Source organism: Neisseriales bacterium (assembly GCA_016699915.1).
GTDB lineage: Bacteria > Pseudomonadota > Gammaproteobacteria > Burkholderiales > Q3-R57-64 > Q3-R57-64.
Genome location: CP064990.1, coordinates 368,626 through 388,641 on the forward strand (window position 1 = coordinate 368,626; position 20,016 = coordinate 388,641).

Consider the following 20,016-nt stretch of genomic DNA (forward strand, 5'->3'; position numbering starts at 1 on the left):
AATTATGATAACGCAAAGTGTGACTAAACCGCCCATTTTACTATAGCCATGCTTTATACCGCTAACTTTGACTGCAGCGATCCAACTGTTGTTTATATACTGTGTACGGTTGAGGAAAAGATTGGCTTGCTCATCGGTCAGGGATAGCATAGAATCAACACTTCGTAATCTACTTAACTTTGTGGGAGTTATGCGTTTATGGTCGTGATTCGTCTGGCTCGCGGTGGGGCTAGAAGCCGCCCGTTTTACCATATTGTGGTGACTGATTCGCGTAGTCGGCGGGACGGTCGATTTATTGAGCGCATTGGTTTTTTCAATCCGATAGCAAAAGACAAGGAAGAATATATACGACTGTCCGAGGAGCGCTTTAATTACTGGGTAGGCGTTGGTGTTCGCGTATCGGACACCGTTCAGAAGCTTGTTGCTGTGCAATTGAAGGCTAAACAAGCAATGCCTGCTGAGCAAAAAGGCATTGTTGTTACCAAGCCAGCTAAAGAAAAATCTACAAAATCCCTTAAAGCACGTCAAGCAGAACAAATGGCTAAAGAAACTGTCACAACCCTATCTGATCAAACCGAAAAACCTGCAGAGCAAGTTGTTGAGCCTATATCTCAAGACACAACAGAGCCAGCTGACTTGGCATCACCTACCGCGGTTGTTATGGAAGACGAAGCTGTTGCAGTGCCGGATACCAATGAATCAACGGTGCCTACACAAAACGACGAAAAACAAGCAGATACTGATAAGGGTGAATAGGACGATTAACTTGGTTTTCATATCAGGCCATCTTCAAAGCGACTGTGTGTGGGTAGTTAATGCTTGATGAAAAAAATCTCGTCGTGATGGGTCACATCACGGGTGCTTTTGGTATCCAAGGTTGGATAAAAATTCATGCAGATACGATGGAGCCTCATTCGCTTTTTGCTTATCCTGTGTGGTATTTAGGTCAATTTAGTAGGAAGTGGCAGGCTTACCAGTTTGTTGTAGGCCAAGTGCATCATCATATGCCCATTGCACAGATTGAGACGATTACAAATCGCGAAGAGGCTCTGCAACTTCAGGGGTCATTGATTGCTATACCGCGTACCCAATTACCTAAAGCGGAGGATGAGGAATATTATTGGGTAGATTTAGTAGGTATGTCGGTACGTAATCAACATGGCGAGATGCTTGGCATTATTGAAAAGCTTGTCAGCAGTCCTGCACATGATATATTAGTTGTTCAGCAGGGCGCCTTTCAGCGATTAATCCCTTTTGTGTCGGCGATTGTAATGCAAGTAGACCAATCTTGTCGTTCGGTAACAGTTTTATGGGAAAAAGATTACTAGCAATTGAAGGATAGATTGTGCAAGTTGATGTTGTGACATTGTTTCCCAGCATGTTTAATGCGCTAACGGGTTTTGGTGTTGTGGGTCGTGCTTTGCAAAAATCAATTTGGCATTTTCGTACTTGGGATCCGCGTCATTTTGCGACCGATATACATCATCGTGTGGATGACAGACCCTATGGAGGTGGTGCGGGCATGGTGATGTTGGCAGAACCCTTATTTGCCGCAGTGTCTGCTGCTAAGGCACAGCATACGTTACAACATTACCCAACGCATGTTATTTATTTATCTCCGCAAGGCGCATTGCTTAATCAGAAAAAAGTAGCAGAATTGGCAACAAGACCTGCTTTAATTTTACTATGTGGACGCTATGAAGGCGTTGATGAGCGCTTAATTGAGCAAGTGGTTGATGAAGAGATTTCGATAGGTGACTATGTGCTATCTGGAGGCGAAGTACCTGCCATGATTCTTATGGAGGCGGTTTTGCGAATGTTACCAGGCGTATTACATGACAGGGCCTCGTGTGAACAGGACTCTTTTATGAACGGCTTACTTGACTATCCACACTATACGCGCCCCGAAGAATTTTTAGGTGTCAGGGTACCCGATGTTCTATCTTCTGGACATCATGGTAAAATCACACGTTGGCGATTGAAGCAAGCGTTAGGGCGGACTTGGCGCAGACGACCCGATTTATTGCGTGATCGAGCTTTAACGGCAGAAGAATTAGTGTTGTTGACGGAGTTTCAACAGGATAGTATGAATTTTAAAAATGGAGTGACTTGTGAACCTTATTGATCAGTTAGAACAAGAGGAAATAGACCGTCTGAATAAAAATATTCCGACCTTTGCACCGGGTGATATGGTGGCTGTACAAGTAAAAGTGGTGGAGGGCAATCGCGAGCGACTTCAAACATTTGAAGGGGTTGTGATTGCGAAACGTAATCGTGGACTCAATAGCGCTTTTACTGTGCGGAAAATTTCGGCAGGAGAAGGCGTAGAGCGTACCTTTCAGACCTATTCGCCGCTATTGGTTTCGATTAACGTCAAACGCCAAGGCGATGTTAGACGAGCTAAGCTTTATTATTTAAGGGGTCGCACGGGTAAATCAGCCCGTATTAAAGAAAAACTTGCAATCCGTAAAACAGTCGAAGTGGTTGGCGCAACAGAACCTATTCAGGAAACTGCTTCCTAATTTTGGGTTGTTCCCAAAAAAGTTTTGTGGGACATTTTCATGCCATGCAGATAGATGACAAGGCATTGATTGATCAGTTCTTGGATTGGCTGTGGTTCAATGAGCACGTCGCTGAACACACCTTGTTAGCTTATCGCAATGATTTGTATTGCCTTGTTCGCCTCCTTGAGGTTGTGCAAGTAACCCTCCGTACTGCCCAGCGCGATGAATTGGAGCAGGCTTTATTGAATACGATGCAGCGACAATCTACTGCGACTGCAGCAAGGCGGTTATCAGCGTGGCGACGTTTTTATCGCTATTTAGTGCAACAGCATAACCTGGAACATGATCCGAGCATAAAAATCATATCACCACGTAACAAGCAATCTTTACCAAAAGCTATTTCGGAACGAGATGTGGAGGCGCTACTTGCATCACCGGATACTTCAACGCCGATTGGATTGCGTAATCGTGCGTTATTTGAAATTATGTATGCAAGCGGTTTACGTGTTAGTGAATTAACAACACTGACGCTTACCCAGATAGATACTGTACAAGGATTAGTTGCCCCGATCGGTAAGGGTAACAAAGAGCGTCAAGTACCCATTGGGGAAGTAGCTTGCTATTGGTTACAGCGCTATTTAGCCGAAGCAAGGCCAGTTTTAATGCGACAGAAGCAATGTGATACGTTGATGGTGACACAAAGAGGAAAGGGATTAACGCGTCAGATGGTATGGCATTGGATTGTGCGTTACGCCAAGCAAGCTAATCTATTTCCAATCAGTCCACATGGTTTACGCCATGCTTTTGCAACGCATTTGGTTAATCATGGTGCTGACTTGCGGATTGTACAGCTTTTATTGGGCCATGCTGATATTTCAACAACGCAAATTTATACTTATGTTGCCAAAGAGCGCTTAAAACAGCTTCATGCCCAGCACCATCCAAGAGGTTAACTAATGCGTTTACCCATTGCTTTAGCAAGGTATGGATATAGGATAGGAGAATTGCGATGCGTCTTGTTGGGCGATTGGTAACATTAATATTACTGCTCTTACTTGTGATTGTGGCTGCAAAAAATAGCCAGATGACAACATTAGAATTACTTTTTGGCTATGCTGTTGCTTTGCCATTAATTGTGCTGATCGTTAGTTTTTTTGTAGTAGGCGTCGTTTGTGGTTTATTAATGGCAACGCGTTATCTATTCACCCTACGACATCAAGCAAATCATCCTATAAAGGCTGCTACAAATGATCCGGCGCACAATACTGCTGTACCCCATTCTGTCTATACAGAGGATTTGTCAGATAAGTAGCGATGTGATTGCAATAACCAAATACCTATACCAATCATTGGCAGTGATAACCATTGACCCATGGAAAGCCCGAACCACAACAACGGCATAAAACTATCTGGTTCGCGCACGTATTCAATAACATAACGAAAAGCACCATAACACAATAAAAACATCCCTGATACCTGTCCTATTTTCCGAGAGCTTTGAGAGTAATAGTGTAATACGATGAAAAGCATAATACCTTCCAAGGCACACTCATAAAGTTGGGTGGGATGGCGTGGTAAAGCATGATGAAGGGATAAAAAATATAGCCATTCAGGATGCTGGATAGCGTATAAATTATCAGCCGTACTAGCGTGCGGAAAAAGCATTGACCATGGGGTTTCAGGTGAGGTTACTTTACCCCACAGTTCGCCATTAATAAAATTCCCAATGCGTCCCGCAGCAAGACCAGGTGGAACCAATGGTGCTGTAAAGTCAGCAATTTGCCAAAATCCATAGTGCGTCCGATAAGCCAATAAACCAATTGCAAGCAATACACCTAACAATCCGCCATGAAAAGACATACCACCTTCCCAAAATGCAATGATTTTTAGGGGGTGATGAAGATAAAATAGCGGTTTGTAAAATATTATATAACCGAGTCTACCGCCCAATATAACGCCCAACATGCCATAGAGTAAGAGGCGGTCTACCAGAGCTTCATCCCACTTTATCATGCTTGCTTGTTTTTTTCCGAGCCATATAAATATTAAAAAAGCAAGAAGGTAGGTTAACCCGTACCAGTGCACAGCAAGTGGCCCGACTTGCATAACAATGGGATCAAAATTAGGGTGAACAATCATCAAAATACCAAATTAAGCGTTGATGTTCTACGGAGCAATACAAAACGAATCACGATAAAAAACAACCTATTTTAATCGTATTTTATTTGCTCTAGTTATTTTTAAGCCATGCTATGCTTTTTCATAAGCGTGTTATGTATTACAATATTCCATAATTGATTTAATTTATTTAATTGATTTTAAATTTGTGGGTGGTGCCGTGTTTGACCCGTTAATGACCATTGCAACTTTTGATGAAGCGCTTTTTTCAGCCATGTCGGCTGAATTAAAGCGGCAAGAAGAATGTGTAGAACTGATTGCTTCGGAAAATTATGTGAGCCCTGCAGTTTTGGAGGCACAGGGTTCTGTTTTGACCAATAAGTATGCGGAAGGTTATCCGGATAAACGCTATTACGGTGGCTGTGTGTTTGTGGATCAAGTAGAAAAATTGGCTATTGAGCGTTGTAAAGCTTTGTTTGGGGCGGAATATGTCAATGTACAACCGCATTCTGGTAGTCAGGCCAATCAAGCCGTATTTATGGCTACACTCAAACCGGGTGATGTGATCCTCGGTATGGGTTTGGCGCATGGCGGACATTTGACGCATGGCGCTTCAGTTAATATTTCTGGTCGGCTTTATCAAGCGTTGACCTATGGATTAAATGCTCAAGAGGAACTAGATTACGAGGAAGTGGCCTATTTGGCTAAGCAGCATCAACCTAAATTGATTATTGCTGGTGCCTCAGCATATAGTTTAGCAATTGATTGGCAGCGTTTTCGTCAGATCGCAGATAGTGTGGGCGCTTATTTATTTGTGGACATGGCGCACTATGCAGGCTTAATCGCAGCGGGCGAATATCCTAACCCTATTCCTTATGCTGATTTTGTAACTACCACAACGCATAAAACCCTACGCGGACCGCGTGGCGGGATTGTCATGGCTAAAGCTGAACATGCCTCAGCGATCAATTCAGCAGTTTTTCCATGCCTGCAAGGAGGCCCCTTAATGCATGTGATTGCTGCCAAAGCTGCTGCTTTAAAAGAAGCACTGGAGCCGAGTTTTAAAATCTATGCTAAGCAGATTAAAAAAAATGCACAGATCATGGCTGAAGTTTTAGCGAAGCGGGGCTTACGTATTGTATCGGGTCGCACCGAGTCGCATGTACTCTTGATTGATTTAAGACCTAAACATACAACGGGTAAAGCTATTGAGCATGCATTAGAGCGTGCTCACATTACTGTGAATAAAAATGCAATACCGAATGACCCCGAAAAATTCACGATTACTTCTGGTATTCGTATTGGGACGCCTGCCATGACAACGAGAGGATTTAAAGAGGCTGAAACCTATCAGCTAGCTAACCTTTTGGCAGATGTGACTGACGCGCCGGACGATGAAACGGTATTGAACAGGGTACGCCAAGAAGTACTTGCCCTATGTCAGCGTTTTCCTGTATACACCGCTTAAATTATAAGGCATGTAGGATTGCTTCCACCATTTTTTTAGCATCGCCAAAAATCATGTGTGCGTTATCTTTGAAAAAGAGTGGGTTGGGAACGCCTGCATAGCCTGTATTCATCGACCGCTTATTGATGACCACATCTTTAGCTTTCCACACTTGTAAAACGGGCATGCCCGCAATAGGGCTATTGGGATCTTCTTCTGCGCTCGGGTTAACGGTATCATTGGCTCCTAACACGAGCACCACATCCGTTTCCGGAAAATCCTGATTAATCTCATCCATTTCCAAAACAATATCATAAGGTACTTTGGCTTCAGCCAACAGCACATTCATATGACCTGGTAAGCGTCCCGCAACAGGATGGATAGCAAAACGCACCTGAACACCCATTTCAGCCAGTTTTCTTGCGATATCTGCAACAGGGTACTGTGCTTGCGCAACGGCCATTCCATAACCTGGTGCAATGATAACGGAGCGAGCGTTTTTGAGTAGTTCGGCAACCTGCCCAGCTTGTACTTCGCGGTATTCGCCCATTGCTTCAACGGCAACGGCAACACCTGCTGTGCCAAATCCGCCAGCAATGACACCAATAAATGAACGATTCATGGCTTTACACATAATGTAGGACAAGATTGCGCCAGATGAGCCTACTAACGCACCCGTAATAATGAGTAAATCATTAGCAAGCATAAAACCTGCTGCTGCTGCTGCCCATCCTGAATAGGAATTAAGCATCGACACGACAACTGGCATATCAGCGCCACCAATAGAAGCAATAAGATGCCAACCAAATAGCATAGCAATAGCGGTCATGATACCTAATACTACCCAAGACATACATCCTTGAGCCTGCATGACAAAATACAACATCAAAATTATGGAGCATATGATAGCGATCAAGTTGAGTACATGCTTATGGGGTAAGCGCAGTGGGTTTGATGAGAGTAAGCCATGTAATTTACCAAACGCAACCAAAGAACCTGAAAAGGTAACTGCACCAATAAATATTCCTAAATAGATTTCAGTAAGATAAATAGTATGTTCTGCGCCAACCAAATGATGAGGCGTTAAAAGACTATTAAAACCGACCAATACTGCCGCTAAGCCGACAAAACTATGTAACATGGCAACGAGTTCTGGCATTTGTGTCATCTCGACCTTACGAGCAAAGTAAAGACCGATAACAGCGCCGCATAGCATCGCAAAGGCCACAATGAGTGCTGTTTTGATGCCATATTGTGCAAGCGTCGCAAAAACAGCAATAGTCATACCGACCATACCGTAAAGATTGCCACGTTTTGCGGTTTCATGCTGAGACAGACCCGCTAAACTTAAGATAAATAAAACCGCAGAAGCAATATAAGCTGCTTGGATTAAACCTGATGGAAAAGTTATTGTTGGCATGGTCATTATCTTTTTTGGAACATATTTAACATACGTTGTGTGACAGCAAAACCACCAAAAATATTAACGCTAGCAATCACAATAGCAATGCCTGCTAATAGTACAGTCAGCAGGTTAGGGTTGGTAATTTGCAGTAATGCACCAACGACAATAATGCCTGATATCGCATTTGTTACAGACATAAGTGGTGTATGGAGTGCATGGGTAACATTCCAAATCACGTAATAACCAACGATGCATGCTAGAACGAACACTGTCAAATGCGACAAAAATGAATTGGGTGCACTGTATGCAACCCAGGTCGTTGCGAATAGTGCCAAAATGGACAAAAGTTGCTTTTTAAATTTATTGAGTCGTGCTGGCTTAGCAGTTGGAGCAGAGCTAACCAACGGTGCAGATGCTGTTTTGGCAACAGAAACTTTAATAGGAGGTGGAGGCCAAGTCATCTGGCCTTCCTTAACAACGGTTGCTTGCCGGGTAATGCTATCTTCAAAATCCAGTACCAATTGGCCATTTTTATTAGGGCATAGCAACTTAAGTAAGTTGACTTGATTAGTGCCGTATAACTGGGAAGATTGTGTCGGTAAGCGACTCGGTAGATCAGTATAACCAATGACCTTAACTTGGTTTGCGGTATGAACGATTTGGTCAGCAACGGTCAAAGCACAGTTACCGCCCGTCGCGGCGGCAAGATCAACGATGATACTGCCCGGTTTCATACTGGCTACCATAGTTTCTGTAATGAGACGAGGCGCAGGTTTACCTGGAATCAGTGCGGTGGTGATAATGATATCAGTCGCTTTGGCTTCAGTCGCAAATAAGGCCATTTCAGCTTCAATAAAGGCAGCGGACATTTCTTTGGCATAGCCATCACCACTTCCTGAGGTTTCTTCTAATGCCAATTCTAGAAATGTTGCACCCATACTTTGGATCTGCTCTTTGACTTCCGGTCTCGTGTCAAAGGCTCGGACGATAGCACCCAAAGCACTTGCCGTACCGATAGCAGCAAGTCCTGCAACACCAGCGCCAATGACAAGTACCTTGGCTGGTGGGATCTTGCCTGCTGCAGTAATTTGACCTGTAAAAAAGCGCCCAAATTCATGAGCAGCTTCAATAACAGCACGATACCCAGCGATATTAGCCATTGAGCTTAAAGCATCCATAGATTGAGCACGTGAAATGCGTGGGATAGCATCCATAGCCAATGCAGTGATATGTTTAGCTGCCAATTGTTGCAGTAGCTCCGATTGCTGTGCTGGCCAAATAAAACTAATTAAAGTAGCGCCTGATTGCATCTGAGCGATTTCAGTTGCAATAGGTGGGTTGATTTTAAGGATAAGTGGTGCTTGCCAAACAACTTGCGTTGCAACAATTTTTGCGCCCGCTGCGATAAAAGCAGTATCATCAAAATTGGCCAATTGCCCGGCATGCTCTTCAACTATGACCTCAAATCCAAGTGCAATCAGTTGCTCAACAGTTTTGGGGGTTGCTGCAACCCGTGTCATGCCCAAGGCTTGCTCTTTTGGAATTCCAATTTGCATGCTCAACCCTTCATGTATCGGTTTTGACGGACGAATAAGGCAACTTGTATCAGGTTCCTGCATAACTTGGTAATTGTATCGTAATTTTCTGGATGCTTCTTAAGTTCTTATGATATTTTGATGCATCATACATTACAGAGAATGGCAGTTAGTTGAAATCATTAGCAAAATTTTTAGGGTTAGGCTCTTGAAATATAGAAAACTTGACCCTACTTTCAGTACTACATGAAAAGATGGCAACAGCGTTCAAGCGGTGTTGTCGCACAGCGGTGATACATGCTAATTTGGGCTATTTTTTATACTTTTGGAGAAGTCAATGAAGTCAATGACCATTCGTCCTTTACATGATCGTGTGGTGATCAAGCGTTTGGAAGCGGAAGAAAAAACTGCTTCAGGTATTGTTTTGCCGGGCTCTGCTGCAGAAAAACCAGATATGGGTGAAGTGGTTGCAGTGGGCAAAGGGAAGGTTCTTGAAACTGGGGAATGTCGTGCTTTAGAGCTTAAAGTGGGCGATAAGGTGATTTTTGGCAAATATTCTGGACAGACTGTCAAAATTGATGGCGAGGAACTTTTAGTGATGCGCGAAGAAGATGTCATGGGAGTTGTCAGCTAGGTTGCGTTTGTTGGCATTTTGCGATGGCAATATCTAAATAGATTGATTAACACATTTCGGAGTAAGTGAATTATGGCAGCTAAAGACGTACGTTTTGGTGATTCTGCTCGCCAAAAGATGACACATGGCTTGAATATTTTGGCCGATGCGGTCAAAGTAACTTTGGGTCCTAAGGGTCGTAATGTAGTGCTGGATCGTTCATTTGGCGCACCAACTGTTACCAAAGATGGGGTGACGGTAGCCAAAGAAATTGAGTTGAAAGACAAATTCGAAAATATGGGCGCCCAAATGCTTAAAGAAGTGGCATCCAAAACTTCAGATGTTGCAGGAGATGGGACAACAACCGCGACTGTATTGGCACAGTCTCTTGTTAAAGAGGGAATGAAATATGTTGCCGCTGGTATGAACCCGATGGATTTAAAGCGTGGTATTGACAAGGCGGTAACTGCTTTGGTGGCAGAGCTACAAAAAATTGCTAAGCCTTGTACAACCTCCAAAGAAATTGCACAGGTGGGATCCATTTCTGCTAATGCGGACGCAGATGTTGGGCAGATTATTGCCGATGCGATGGATAAAGTAGGTAAGGAAGGTGTGATTACTGTAGAAGATGGCAAATCATTAGTGAATGAACTGGATGTGGTTGAAGGTATGCAATTCGATCGCGGTTACTTGAGCCCCTACTTCATTAACAATGTTGAAAAACAAATTGCTGTATTGGACGATCCTTTCGTACTACTTTATGATAAAAAAATCTCCAATATCCGTGATTTATTGCCTGTATTAGAACAAGTGGCTAAAGCTGGTCGTCCGTTGCTCATTGTTGCTGAGGATGTGGAAGGCGAGGCATTAGCAACACTTGTTGTGAACAATATTCGCGGTATTTTGAAAGCTGTTGCGGTTAAAGCGCCAGGTTTTGGCGATCGACGCAAAGCTATGTTGCAAGATATTGCGATCTTAACAGGTGGCCAAGTTATTGCTGAGGAAGTTGGATTGACGCTAGAAAAAGCAACATTGGATATGCTGGGTAGCGCCAAGCGTGTTGAAATTGCCAAAGAAAATACAACCATTATTGATGGTTCTGGTAAATCGAAAGAAATTCAAGCACGCGTTGCTGAAATTCGTCAGCAAATTGAAACTTCAACCTCTGACTACGATCGCGAAAAATTGCAAGAACGTGTTGCAAAATTAGCGGGTGGGGTTGCCGTGATTAAAGTCGGTGCGGCTACTGAAGTAGAAATGAAAGAGAAAAAAGCGCGTGTGGACGATGCACTTCACGCAACCCGTGCAGCGGTTGAAGAGGGTATTGTGGCTGGTGGTGGTGTTGCTTTGCTGCGTGCCCGCGCTGCCTTATCTAATTTTAAAACGAGTAATGCGGATCAAGAAGCAGGCGTGAAAATTCTGTTGCGTGCTTTGGAAGAGCCGCTCAGACAAATTGTGGCCAATGCTGGGGAAGAGCCTTCAGTTGTAGTGAATAAAGTGCTCGCTGGCAATGGTAACTTTGGCTTTAATGCCGCTACAGGTGAGTATGGCGACATGATTACTATGGGTGTTTTAGATCCTGCTAAAGTGACGCGTTCTGCTTTACAGCATGCTGCATCTATTGCCAGTTTGATGCTCACTACAGATTGCATGGTTGCCGAGTTGGCTGAGGAAAAACCTGCTGCTGGTGGTGGTATGCCTGATATGGGTGGTATGGGTGGCGGTATGGGTGGCATGATGTAATACCCGCTACCATTGTTTTGACAAAGCCCGCCTTATTTAGGCGGGCTTTTAGTTGTTCGATAAAAAATATATATACTTATTTTTGAGTAGTCATCTTGGCGGTTTTACGGCATAATATACACCCTATTTTTGTCTATTTACCATACTTTTTAGTAAACAAGATTGCCATGTTACGTTCTAGCACAGGCGTTGTAATTTTTTTAGCTGTCCTACTTTTAGCCGGTTGTGCCATGTACACGCCACGTAGCCAAACAGGTGAAACCATGAAGCCTGAGTGGGTGAATATGGGTGTCTCAACAGATGGTTTAGTGCTACATGAATTGGATAAAGCTTCCATTGTCCATTCTGGTGATTTAGTCGATTTTATGGATCGCAAAACAATTTTAGATAGTAAAAATCCGCGTCGTATTACTTATCAATATATTAATTGGCAGATGCATTGCGCTAAAAAAACACTCCGCATCAAAGCAGTTAGACTCTATGATGGCCAGCAACAGCTGATCAAGGAAAAGTTGCATGATCTTGATGCAGCGCAAGAAGTACCGATTGTGTCTGGCTCAGTGGGCGATAAACAGTACCGCATCGTATGCGCTCCGCTTTTTTAAAAGTAACGCTTTAGAAATACCTATCGGTAAAGTTGCCTAGCTTCTTCAATGAAAGCTATAACCAAGCTGTTTGCGATTCGGTCAAAGATTGGGGCGAACAACATATGCCAAAGTGGAGATGAGAACTCATAAGCTAAATCAAAGGTGATACGACACCCTGCTTTTGTACGGTTAAAACGCCATGCGCCCTCCAAATGACGAAAGGGACCTTCTACAAGTGTCATGGTAATTGATTGATTTGGCTGCAACCTATTACGCGTAGTAAAAGGATGACTAATGCCATGATAGGCTATCCATAACGTGGCATGTACCTCTTGGTCAGAAATAGTTTGAATACTTGCTTGTTGGCACCATTTTAAAAAAGCTGGATAGCGCTGTACTTGGCTTATTAAAGTATACATTTGGCGTGCTGTATAAGTGACAACCAGATGTTTGTGAATTTTGTGCATGGTAGCTAAGCTCTGTTAGAATGGCATCTTATCTATATATTTTATGTCATAACATGCCATCCTATGAGCATTGTTCAGAATCGTAAAGCGTTTCATGATTATTTTATTGAGTCGCAGTTTGAAGCTGGTCTTGTTTTAGCTGGTTGGGAAACCAAAGCGATTCGTGCACACCGCGCCCAACTTAAAGAAGCCTATATTCGCTATAAAAACGGGGCATTTTGGCTCATCGGCGCTCATATTACCGCCTTATCTTCTGCATCCACCCATATCGTGCCTGATCCTGTACGCCCAAGAAAACTTCTGTTGAATCAGGCTGAGATCAATAAGTTGATTGGTAAGGTTGAAAGAGCAGGTTATACCCTTGTTCCACTGAATTTTCATTATAAAAAAGGTTGGATCAAAGTGGATATTGCCTTAGCAAAGGGCAAAAAACAGTATGACAAGCGACAAAGCGACAAAACACGCGAATGGCAGCGTGATAAGCAACGCGTTTTAAGACAAGAAAGGTAGACTACTTATCAAATCGGATTGAGTTGTTGGCTATGCTGAACAAGAAGAGAAGTCTGTTGAGATAGCCAATCTCCCAACGCACGAATGCCATAGCATTCCGTAGCATGATGCCCAGCTGCAACAAATAACACGCCGCTTTCTTGGGCTAAGTGGTAATTAGGTTCTGATACTTCACCCGTCACAAAAGCGTCTACTCCAAGAGCAATGGCTTCACTAAAGTCATATTGTGCAGCACCCGTACACCAAGCAATATGTTGAATTGTACGAGCAAGATTGCCCAATACTGTTGGTGCTCGGTTTAAGGTTTGGCCAATTGTGTTGACAAAGTCTGTAGCTTGCACAGGTTGTGTTGAGCCATGCCATAAGAGTTGTTGTTCGCCGAATTGGCCTTTGACTTGCCAGCCTAGTTTTTTAGCAAGCATGGCGTTGTTGCCAAGTTCTAGATGGGCATCAAGTGGTAAGTGATAAGCAATTAGATTGATTTGATTTGCCAGCAGCATTTGAATGCGCTGCTTTTTAACACCCGTAATAACCGGAGATTCGCTTTTCCAAAAATAGCCATGATGAACAAGAAGCGTATTGGCTTGTATTTTGATCGCTTCCTCTATTACGGCTTGGCTTGCTGTCACGGCAGTTAAGAGTTGATTGACAGTTGAGGTTCCTTCAATTTGTAAGCCATTCGGTGCAGAGTCTTGAAATTGCCAAGGTGTCAATTTGTTGTTTAGTAGCGCAATAAGTTTTCGGCGTTGCATATTATTATCCGTTGTGACTGTGAATACATTATCCCAAGTAGTGTATCAGGTTGTTAGCGATCTAAAAATCTACAGTAACTTTTCAATATATATCTCAATTTTCCATGGCAGAAAAAAATAAAACATTACAAATCATTTGTAGGGCTTTTATCAATTGTAATCAAGCCAAACAATATTTATATAAGTTTAATAAGATTAAGAAGAAAAATTGCTATTGGCTCTTAAGCGAACGTGAATGGTGGTTCAATGGCGGTAAACGCAAAAACCTTTTAGCCCAGCTTAAATATGGGTATAAATCCTGTTATCATTGAGTCTTAGTTAATTTATCACTTCTTTTATTAGGTGCCCTGAGTTTACCGTAAACCAGTTTTTTTTCAAAAAAGCAAGCTTTGCGCCATTATTTTCTGAGTAATGGATGACAATTTTAATATTTGACGTTGATTTTGCATTTTTTTCTAACGTGTTTAATAGTAGTCGACCAGCCGATTCCCAATATGAATCAAAAAACATAAAAAAACTATCCTCTTCCACAAGTAAGATTTTCTCAGATTTTTTTCGGTTCTCAATTACGTGACTAAAAATATAGCCAATTAATCCTTTGTTATAGGTGGCAATATATGAAAATGTTTGATCGGAATTAGCGTTTTCTCGAAGTTGTAGACAGAGCTCGCACGGTTCATTGTTGTGCGCACTTTTTATCTCAGTTTCTAAAAAATGATTATCGCATTCTTTTTGTGTTGCTGGATGGATCACAATATCTTTTGAGTTCAATATTGGTTCTTTTATAATTTTTCTCCTTAAAAATTCAGATACTGGTTCATTATTTTTTGTTTCTTTATGAAAAATTCTAAAATGGCGTGGCTTCAAACTGAGATCTGATGTGTATATGTTGCGTATTACCAAAAGATTTTTGTAAAATTTTTCGTTGATTTTTGTCAGTAATTGTGCACCTTCTTCCCATCTGGAGCGCCCAGTATATAGAATAGCTTTAAGTCTTAGACCTACTTTTTTAGTTGGGTAAATGCCTGGTTTATCGAATATTCGATATTCTTTTTCATAGCCCCACCATGGAGATTTATAAAGAAATTCTCCCATATCCATCCCTGGCCATAGACTGTAATAAAATTCGCCATCTAGCCAGCGAACTAAACGGTTAGGTTCACGGCCTTTTAGTTGTGGAAAGTTTGCGTAATCTATTGGTAACGCTTGGCTCGGTTTTTTGCGGTATTGATAAATGAGTGCCAAGCCAGCTGAATTTTTGGCATAATGTGCGAACATAAGTTGTGCTGCATCATCTTCAAATACAGACATGTTTGACATACAGAAAATACCAACAGAGGTATATGCTGTTGCTTCTTCATATAATGTTATGAGTTCATTGCGAATATATTTGAGTTCGTTTTCTGGCCAAGGTAAATATTTTTGATACAAATTTCTCAGTAGTTTTAGGACTTGTTTATTTCTTTTTTGTAGAAGCCTTGATAAAGATCCACCAGATTCTAGAAAGTTTTCAATAATATTTTTACATCCTGGTGTTCTTGTTTCCATTGCCAATTGGAGTAAATTTTGATTGAAAGATGGAACATGTGATTTTTTCTTTATTTTTGCCATAAGTTTTTTAGTTTGTTTATCTTGGTCGCACTGTTCCGCGCGGTAAGGGGTGCTTAGATATCGATATTCATTGAGATCGTTAAACTCGAATACTGTAGAAAATTTGACCGTTTTATTGACTAAATGCGTGATAGTTCGCTCGTTGTATGGAACAAACTTAACAAAATAGCGATTCATTGATTGGCACCATAAAATAACTTAACAGAACTTTGTAAGTGTGTATCAAAAGCATATAAAGTGATATGTTTAGGATACATAAGGCATTCTGTATTTTGATCATTTTTTAGCAATTCCATCAATTTACATATACCTATGAGCCTTTCCTTACCAATTCATCAATCAATATGGCAAATTGACCCGATCCCTTTGAATAAATAAGTGCTATCCGGCGCGTGATTGTGCTTGTTTACAATATCATTGATTCTAATTGATTCTATGATAAATTTTGCAGGCTTGTTTAAAGATCGGCTTTATTAATTGATCATTATGTATTTTTGGCAGTTTTTGGTGAACATATTGTTTTGTATATTTGCCAAGTTCCATATATGGCATTCATCTTATCTGTCTTCCAATATGATGCATTCTTAATAGCGCTTAGCTGATTTTTTGACGTTTAAAAGCGCACGCAGGCTTATTTCAGTAGCGTCACACCAAATTGCACGCATTTTATGTTAATAAAATGCATAAAAATTAACATATAATATATTCATGTTAATTCAGTTAACATGAAAATCATAGAAACGATATACACTACTAGATGTTTTATTGGCAGTGTGTTCCGAAAAATCTTTAGAAGTTAAGTCGCTGACGTTTTGGTCACTGCATACGTTGTCTCTGGGCTCTAGTTCTATTGTGCATCTTGATGAGATAAATCGTTATTAAAAAAAGGATCTTGTATGCAATGTAGAATTGGTCTAGTTTCTATTTCAGATCGGGCAAGCCAAGCAATCTATGAAGACCAAGGTATTCCAGCGTTGCAAGCATGGCTCCAAGAAGCTCTAGTGAGCCCATTTGAGTGTATCACTAAGCTGATCCCGGATGAACAAATTCAGATTGTAAATACCCTTACCGCTCTTGTTGATGACGCAGGATGCCATCTTGTTTTGACAACAGGCGGGACGGGTCCTGCGCCTCGCGATGTCACGCCTGAAGCTACTTTGGCAATTGCAGACAAAGTTCTGCCAGGTTTTGGTGAGCAAATGCGCCAAGTGAGTTTACATTTTGTGCCAACCGCTATTTTATCGCGCCAAGTTGGCGTGATTCGTAAAACATCACTCATTTTAAATCTGCCAGGTCAACCCAAAGCTATTTGTCAAACGCTAGAAGGGGTAAGAGGAGTAGATAACACGATCAAAATCCCAGGCATATTTGCTGCGGTGCCTTATTGTTTAGATTTAATGGGCGGACCCTTTTTAGAGACTAACCCCAATATCGTCCAAGCATTCAGACCTAAGCGATAGTTGGTTTATGTAAAATGCTCTGTGTGTTTTTATGATGGCGCAATTTCAGATTCCAATAAAAAGGCTTTTCTTTTTAACCCTGCTGCAAATCCTGTAAGTGAGCCATCTGAGCCAATGATGCGGTGACAAGGCAACATCATCACAAGAGGATTTTTAGCAACGCTTTGTGCGACGGCTCGTACTGCTTTGGGTTTACCAATCATTTGAGCAAGTTTGGCATAAGAGATCGTTTGACCAAACGGAACTCGGCTTAAGGCTTGCCAAACCTCTTTTTGAAAGGCTGTGCCGAGCAATTGGTAAGGAACATCAAAATACTGGAGCTCCTTGTTAAAAAATTCGATGATTTGCTGTTTAGTTCTGGTTAAGATGGCTTGTGTTCGGGTATTTGTTTGTTTAGACAGTGCGATGTTACCATCTAGCTGATCACTAAAATATAGCCCAACTAATGCTTGGTCATTAGCAAAAGCGGTCATGCTACCCAGTGGCGTAGAAAATACACAAGAATCAGTAGCAGTCGTAACCATTTTTATCAAATACCATGGTTATCAAAATAAGGACGTATTTATGTTACCCATCAAAATTTTTCCCTAGGGCAAGAGCCAAGGTTGTCTTGTCATTTTTCAGGCAATGGATGGCAAGTTATGCACAAAAAGCGATTGGGGTTTTGATAAAAATTTTCTGCTCTTTTTCTATCGTGTCGTTCTAAATTATTGCAAGATACGCTGCACAAAACAACCACCCACCCCCTACCACCCCCATCTTAATCCCACTTCTCCTTTAACATCAACGTCTGTCTTCAAAAAGGTTTCATGCAAGCTAGCACTTAGGCTAAGAGCTTCTTGAAGCTGATAGTTTAATTGACTTTGTAGATTGGGAGTATATTGAATCAATTACTGTGGTGTTGGTAATAACAGATCAAGCTTCTAAATGTGACCTATATTAATAAAATAGGATGTGGGTTGTTTATTTTTAATGCCTTATCGATAGTGAGTTATTTTAAGTCTTTCGTGTATGCAAGAAATGATTCATTAAATAATCTATCACTCAAAAGTGAAGAAACGTTTTTTATTTTCACCATGCATCGAAAGCTATTGAGCATAATAAAGACCAAAGGCCGCTTTGTGGAGCGGCCTTTGGTCAAGGATATCCTCTAATACCAATAAGTCAAATTAAGTGCAGCTGTTTTTTGATTAAACCATTTGTCAGTTTCAGGCGTCGCGTCGTCGTGCAACCAATTAAGTTGGCCGTAGGCTAAATTGACAATGATATGGTCTGTTACAAAATAGTCCATACCTACAACACCTTGTACATATCCTGGCAAATTAAATTTCGAAGCAGAATCGCTTTCAGATTCATAGGTATTTTTTGTGCTTTTCCCCAATACAATGCTAATTTTGGGCACGAACTTTCCAACCGTGTAGCTGACGCTGGTTGCTATTTCATGCATTGGAAAAGCAAAATAACGCATCCCTCGATCTGGAAGAGCATAGTTTGTTGCAGAACCAATTTCTGGTCCAGTCAACGCCTCTTGCTGGTTTTTTGGCATCGCATACAATGTGTCACCCCAGCCTGCATTATTCAATAAATATTGATAGCCTGCCGAAATAAACCAGTTGTTTTTGTTATAGCCTCCTTCAAAACGATGCAAATAAGCATGGTTTTTTTGCTCTGCTTCACTTTGTCTTTTATCCAGCAAGCCGTCATGGCGTATCAGTCCCGTATATTTTGCAAAGTAACCATCTTTTTGTTGTTGGACAGTACCGCCGTATATTTTGACTGATTCAACGGATGGTGCAACAGGCAAATTAGGAATCCGCTCATATATGCCGTTTACACGTTTGCCAATACCACGGATCAAGTGAAACGATAGACCATCCCAATTGGGCGATTCATAAAGAATAGCGTTTGCAACAGGGAAAAATGTGCGCCGATAAAGGGTTAGACCCGCCACCCCACCTGTTGACCAAAAGTCGGGTGTTAAGCCAAGCGAATTAGTCGATAGGTTGCCAAATTTTAAGTTACCCATAGATGAACCTAAGCCAATGTACAAGGATTTAGCGCCAAATTGCCCGATAATCCCGTTGCCGTACCCATCATCAAAACGTTTTGCGAGTGGCTGCGTATTTTTAGTTAATTCAAAATACCCACCATACAACAACTTAAAGCTTGGGCTTATTGCTGTAGCAGGTGCATTTCCATCAAAACCTATTCCAAGGCTATAGTTGTAATCCAAAAGCCCTTTCGGCTTTTGGTCAGCACCGCTGCTTAATGTAGATTCAGTGTCTAGATCATATAAGCTACCAAAATTGATGCTCAAATAAGGATAAAAAACAGCCTTATTTGTATCAATTGTTTCGGCAATAGCGAGCTGAAAAATCCCTAATGCTGAGTATAGTACCATCGCCATGGACAATTTTTTAACAGACAACATAAATGAGTCTCCCATTTTACTTCCAAAAAAAACGCCTATCAAAGCATAGCGCATTATACTATATATAGTATGAAATTAAATTTCATTTACTAAATAATGTGAATATTAGAAACTATATATGAACATCATTATAAATTAATTATTTTAAAACAAAGCATGCAGGATCAGATAATGGTCTAAATATAACAGGTTCCGTACCCATCATAGATATTTTATTTGAGAGCACTTGAACCTGTGTGTAGGTTATAATAAATAAAACAGTAGGAAACACACCATTTTGAGCCTAAACGCAACTTATACTAAGATATATTTATGTCGCTCTTTACACACTTGGATGCACAAGGCAAAGCTCAGATGGTCGATGTTTCAGATAAAACCGCAACCATCCGGATAGCAAGGGCACAGGGGTATATTCATCTGCAGCCAGAAACGCTTGAACAACTTGAGCAGCATAAGCACAAAAAAGGAGATGTGTTGGGTGTAGCAAGAGTAGCGGCGATTATGTCGAGCAAGCGTTGCGCAGAATTAATTCCTTTGTGCCATCCGATTAGCCTTACAACTATCTTAGTTGGTTTTGAATTCTTGTTTTCACCAAGCGCCATAAAAATACAAGTTACAGCGAAAGCACATGCGACAACAGGTGTTGAGATGGAAGCCCTAACAGCAGTCTGCGTTGGTCTTTTAACGCTATATGATATGTGTAAGGCAGCTGACCGCGGTATGTATATTGATGGTGTTCGCCTACTAGAAAAATCTGGTGGTCGTTCCGGGCATTGGAAAGCGAGCAATGTTAAGTAAAAAAATAAAACAGATCCAGTTCATGTTGTTCGTCA

The 20,016-nt window shown here is 41.5% G+C and carries 21 protein-coding genes; 13 read left to right on the top strand and 8 right to left on the bottom strand.

All coding sequences use genetic code 11. The features are described 5' to 3' along the window. Nucleotides 1–198 precede the first annotated feature (198 nt). Genes rpsP through IPK86_01795 form a run of 6 tightly spaced genes read left to right on the top strand, consistent with a single transcriptional unit; the run spans nt 199 to nt 3,816 of the window. Entirely contained in the window at nt 199–756 is a 558-nt protein-coding gene (gene rpsP / locus IPK86_01770) for a 30S ribosomal protein S16 (protein QQS16932.1), read from the top strand. Nucleotides 757–815: 59 nt separating this feature from the next. Continuing rightward, nucleotides 816–1,328: a ribosome maturation factor RimM gene (gene rimM, locus IPK86_01775; GenBank protein ID QQS16933.1), complete on the top strand. Its 513-nt coding sequence runs from the start codon at nt 816–818 to the stop codon at nt 1,326–1,328. A gap of 17 nt (nt 1,329–1,345) precedes the next feature. Continuing rightward, the gene (gene trmD / locus IPK86_01780) at nt 1,346–2,125 is read left to right on the top strand and encodes a tRNA (guanosine(37)-N1)-methyltransferase TrmD (GenBank protein QQS16934.1); all 780 of its coding nucleotides are present in this window, start codon (nt 1,346–1,348) and stop codon (nt 2,123–2,125) included. Then, on the top strand, nt 2,112–2,522 hold the full coding sequence (gene rplS, locus IPK86_01785) for a 50S ribosomal protein L19 (GenBank protein ID QQS16935.1): 411 nt from the start codon (nt 2,112–2,114) through the stop codon (nt 2,520–2,522). The genes trmD and rplS overlap by 14 nt, the downstream gene beginning before the upstream one ends. 44 nt (nt 2,523–2,566) lie before the next feature. Continuing rightward, nucleotides 2,567–3,457, top strand: coding sequence for a site-specific tyrosine recombinase XerD (gene xerD / locus IPK86_01790; GenBank protein ID QQS17037.1), 891 nt, complete (start codon nt 2,567–2,569; stop codon nt 3,455–3,457). A gap of 56 nt (nt 3,458–3,513) precedes the next feature. Continuing rightward, entirely contained in the window at nt 3,514–3,816 is a 303-nt protein-coding gene (locus IPK86_01795) for a LapA family protein (protein ID QQS16936.1), read from the top strand. Here IPK86_01795 and IPK86_01800 read toward each other — a convergent pair. Further along, nucleotides 3,789–4,643, bottom strand: a complete 855-nt coding sequence (locus IPK86_01800) for a prolipoprotein diacylglyceryl transferase (protein ID QQS16937.1) — start codon at nt 4,641–4,643, stop codon at nt 3,789–3,791. The genes IPK86_01795 and IPK86_01800 overlap by 28 nt on opposite strands. 199 nt (nt 4,644–4,842) lie before the next feature. On the opposite strand from IPK86_01800, the gene IPK86_01805 reads away from it, so the two are divergent. Beyond that, on the top strand, nt 4,843–6,090 hold the full coding sequence (locus tag IPK86_01805) for a serine hydroxymethyltransferase (GenBank protein QQS16938.1): 1,248 nt from the start codon (nt 4,843–4,845) through the stop codon (nt 6,088–6,090). 1 nt (nt 6,091) lies between these two features. Here IPK86_01805 and pntB read toward each other — a convergent pair whose 3' ends face one another. Together pntB and IPK86_01815 are read right to left on the bottom strand one after the other, a co-directional pair. After that, complete coding sequence (gene pntB, locus IPK86_01810; GenBank protein QQS16939.1) at nt 6,092–7,489, bottom strand: Re/Si-specific NAD(P)(+) transhydrogenase subunit beta; 1,398 nt, start codon at nt 7,487–7,489, stop codon at nt 6,092–6,094. 5 nt (nt 7,490–7,494) lie between these two features. Continuing rightward, entirely contained in the window at nt 7,495–9,030 is a 1,536-nt protein-coding gene (locus tag IPK86_01815) for a Re/Si-specific NAD(P)(+) transhydrogenase subunit alpha (GenBank protein QQS16940.1), read from the bottom strand. 325 nt (nt 9,031–9,355) lie between these two features. On the opposite strand from IPK86_01815, the gene groES reads away from it, so the two are divergent. From groES to IPK86_01830, 3 genes are all read left to right on the top strand, one after another. Then, on the top strand, nt 9,356–9,643 hold the full coding sequence (groES, locus tag IPK86_01820) for a co-chaperone GroES (GenBank protein QQS17038.1): 288 nt from the start codon (nt 9,356–9,358) through the stop codon (nt 9,641–9,643). A 72-nt stretch (nt 9,644–9,715) separates the two neighbouring features. After that, nucleotides 9,716–11,365 (top strand): chaperonin GroEL, encoded by a 1,650-nt coding sequence (gene groL, locus IPK86_01825; protein QQS16941.1) that lies wholly within the window; start codon nt 9,716–9,718, stop codon nt 11,363–11,365. A gap of 167 nt (nt 11,366–11,532) precedes the next feature. Further along, nucleotides 11,533–11,970: a hypothetical protein gene (locus IPK86_01830; protein QQS16942.1), complete on the top strand. Its 438-nt coding sequence runs from the start codon at nt 11,533–11,535 to the stop codon at nt 11,968–11,970. Nucleotides 11,971–11,990: 20 nt separating this feature from the next. Here IPK86_01830 and IPK86_01835 read toward each other — a convergent pair whose 3' ends face one another. Beyond that, entirely contained in the window at nt 11,991–12,419 is a 429-nt protein-coding gene (locus IPK86_01835; GenBank protein QQS16943.1) for a type II toxin-antitoxin system RatA family toxin, read from the bottom strand. A gap of 63 nt (nt 12,420–12,482) precedes the next feature. Between IPK86_01835 and smpB the strand changes: the two genes are divergently transcribed. After that, complete coding sequence (smpB, locus tag IPK86_01840) at nt 12,483–12,929, top strand: SsrA-binding protein SmpB (protein ID QQS16944.1); 447 nt, start codon at nt 12,483–12,485, stop codon at nt 12,927–12,929. Nucleotides 12,930–12,937: 8 nt separating this feature from the next. Here the strand turns inward: smpB and IPK86_01845 are convergent, their stop codons facing one another. Together IPK86_01845 and IPK86_01850 are read right to left on the bottom strand one after the other, a co-directional pair. Next, a complete protein-coding gene (locus tag IPK86_01845) occupies nt 12,938–13,681 on the bottom strand; it encodes a Nif3-like dinuclear metal center hexameric protein (protein QQS16945.1) in 744 nt (247 codons plus the stop codon). 318 nt (nt 13,682–13,999) lie between these two features. Continuing rightward, a complete protein-coding gene (locus IPK86_01850) occupies nt 14,000–15,469 on the bottom strand; it encodes a DUF2971 domain-containing protein (protein QQS16946.1) in 1,470 nt (489 codons plus the stop codon). Between the two features lie 719 nt (nt 15,470–16,188). Here IPK86_01850 and mog point away from each other — a divergent pair. Continuing rightward, entirely contained in the window at nt 16,189–16,752 is a 564-nt protein-coding gene (gene mog / locus IPK86_01855) for a molybdopterin adenylyltransferase (GenBank protein QQS16947.1), read from the top strand. 29 nt (nt 16,753–16,781) lie between these two features. On the opposite strand, the gene IPK86_01860 is transcribed toward mog, so the two are convergent. Beyond that, nucleotides 16,782–17,225 (bottom strand): methylated-DNA--[protein]-cysteine S-methyltransferase, encoded by a 444-nt coding sequence (locus tag IPK86_01860; GenBank protein QQS17039.1) that lies wholly within the window; start codon nt 17,223–17,225, stop codon nt 16,782–16,784. Between the two features lie 677 nt (nt 17,226–17,902). Then, a complete protein-coding gene (locus tag IPK86_01865; protein QQS16948.1) occupies nt 17,903–19,198 on the bottom strand; it encodes a hypothetical protein in 1,296 nt (431 codons plus the stop codon). Nucleotides 19,199–19,495: 297 nt separating this feature from the next. On the opposite strand from IPK86_01865, the gene moaC reads away from it, so the two are divergent. Then, nucleotides 19,496–19,981: a cyclic pyranopterin monophosphate synthase MoaC gene (gene moaC, locus IPK86_01870; protein QQS16949.1), complete on the top strand. Its 486-nt coding sequence runs from the start codon at nt 19,496–19,498 to the stop codon at nt 19,979–19,981. The last annotated feature ends 35 nt before the right edge of the window (nt 19,982–20,016 follow it).

Excerpts from the sequence above, each read along its gene's own strand:
- moaC (QQS16949.1), top strand. The coding sequence starts at position 19,496 with ATGTCGCTCTTTACACACTTGGATGCACAAGGCAAAGCTCAGATGGTC.
- groES (QQS17038.1), top strand. The coding sequence starts at position 9,356 with ATGACCATTCGTCCTTTACATGATCGTGTGGTGATCAAGCGTTTGGAA.
- IPK86_01850 (QQS16946.1), bottom strand. The coding sequence starts at position 15,469 with ATGAATCGCTATTTTGTTAAGTTTGTTCCATACAACGAGCGAACTATC.
- groL (QQS16941.1), top strand. The coding sequence starts at position 9,716 with ATGGCAGCTAAAGACGTACGTTTTGGTGATTCTGCTCGCCAAAAGATG.
- IPK86_01860 (QQS17039.1), bottom strand. The coding sequence starts at position 17,225 with ATGACCGCTTTTGCTAATGACCAAGCATTAGTTGGGCTATATTTTAGT.
- IPK86_01815 (QQS16940.1), bottom strand. The coding sequence starts at position 9,030 with ATGCAAATTGGAATTCCAAAAGAGCAAGCCTTGGGCATGACACGGGTT.
- rpsP (QQS16932.1), top strand. The coding sequence starts at position 199 with ATGGTCGTGATTCGTCTGGCTCGCGGTGGGGCTAGAAGCCGCCCGTTT.
- IPK86_01800 (QQS16937.1), bottom strand. The coding sequence starts at position 4,643 with ATGATTGTTCACCCTAATTTTGATCCCATTGTTATGCAAGTCGGGCCA.
- pntB (QQS16939.1), bottom strand. The coding sequence starts at position 7,489 with ATGCCAACAATAACTTTTCCATCAGGTTTAATCCAAGCAGCTTATATT.
- IPK86_01845 (QQS16945.1), bottom strand. The coding sequence starts at position 13,681 with ATGCAACGCCGAAAACTTATTGCGCTACTAAACAACAAATTGACACCT.
- smpB (QQS16944.1), top strand. The coding sequence starts at position 12,483 with ATGAGCATTGTTCAGAATCGTAAAGCGTTTCATGATTATTTTATTGAG.
- xerD (QQS17037.1), top strand. The coding sequence starts at position 2,567 with ATGCAGATAGATGACAAGGCATTGATTGATCAGTTCTTGGATTGGCTG.
- IPK86_01830 (QQS16942.1), top strand. The coding sequence starts at position 11,533 with ATGTTACGTTCTAGCACAGGCGTTGTAATTTTTTTAGCTGTCCTACTT.
- rimM (QQS16933.1), top strand. The coding sequence starts at position 816 with ATGCTTGATGAAAAAAATCTCGTCGTGATGGGTCACATCACGGGTGCT.
- IPK86_01795 (QQS16936.1), top strand. The coding sequence starts at position 3,514 with ATGCGTCTTGTTGGGCGATTGGTAACATTAATATTACTGCTCTTACTT.
- mog (QQS16947.1), top strand. The coding sequence starts at position 16,189 with ATGCAATGTAGAATTGGTCTAGTTTCTATTTCAGATCGGGCAAGCCAA.
- IPK86_01865 (QQS16948.1), bottom strand. The coding sequence starts at position 19,198 with ATGGGAGACTCATTTATGTTGTCTGTTAAAAAATTGTCCATGGCGATG.
- IPK86_01835 (QQS16943.1), bottom strand. The coding sequence starts at position 12,419 with ATGCACAAAATTCACAAACATCTGGTTGTCACTTATACAGCACGCCAA.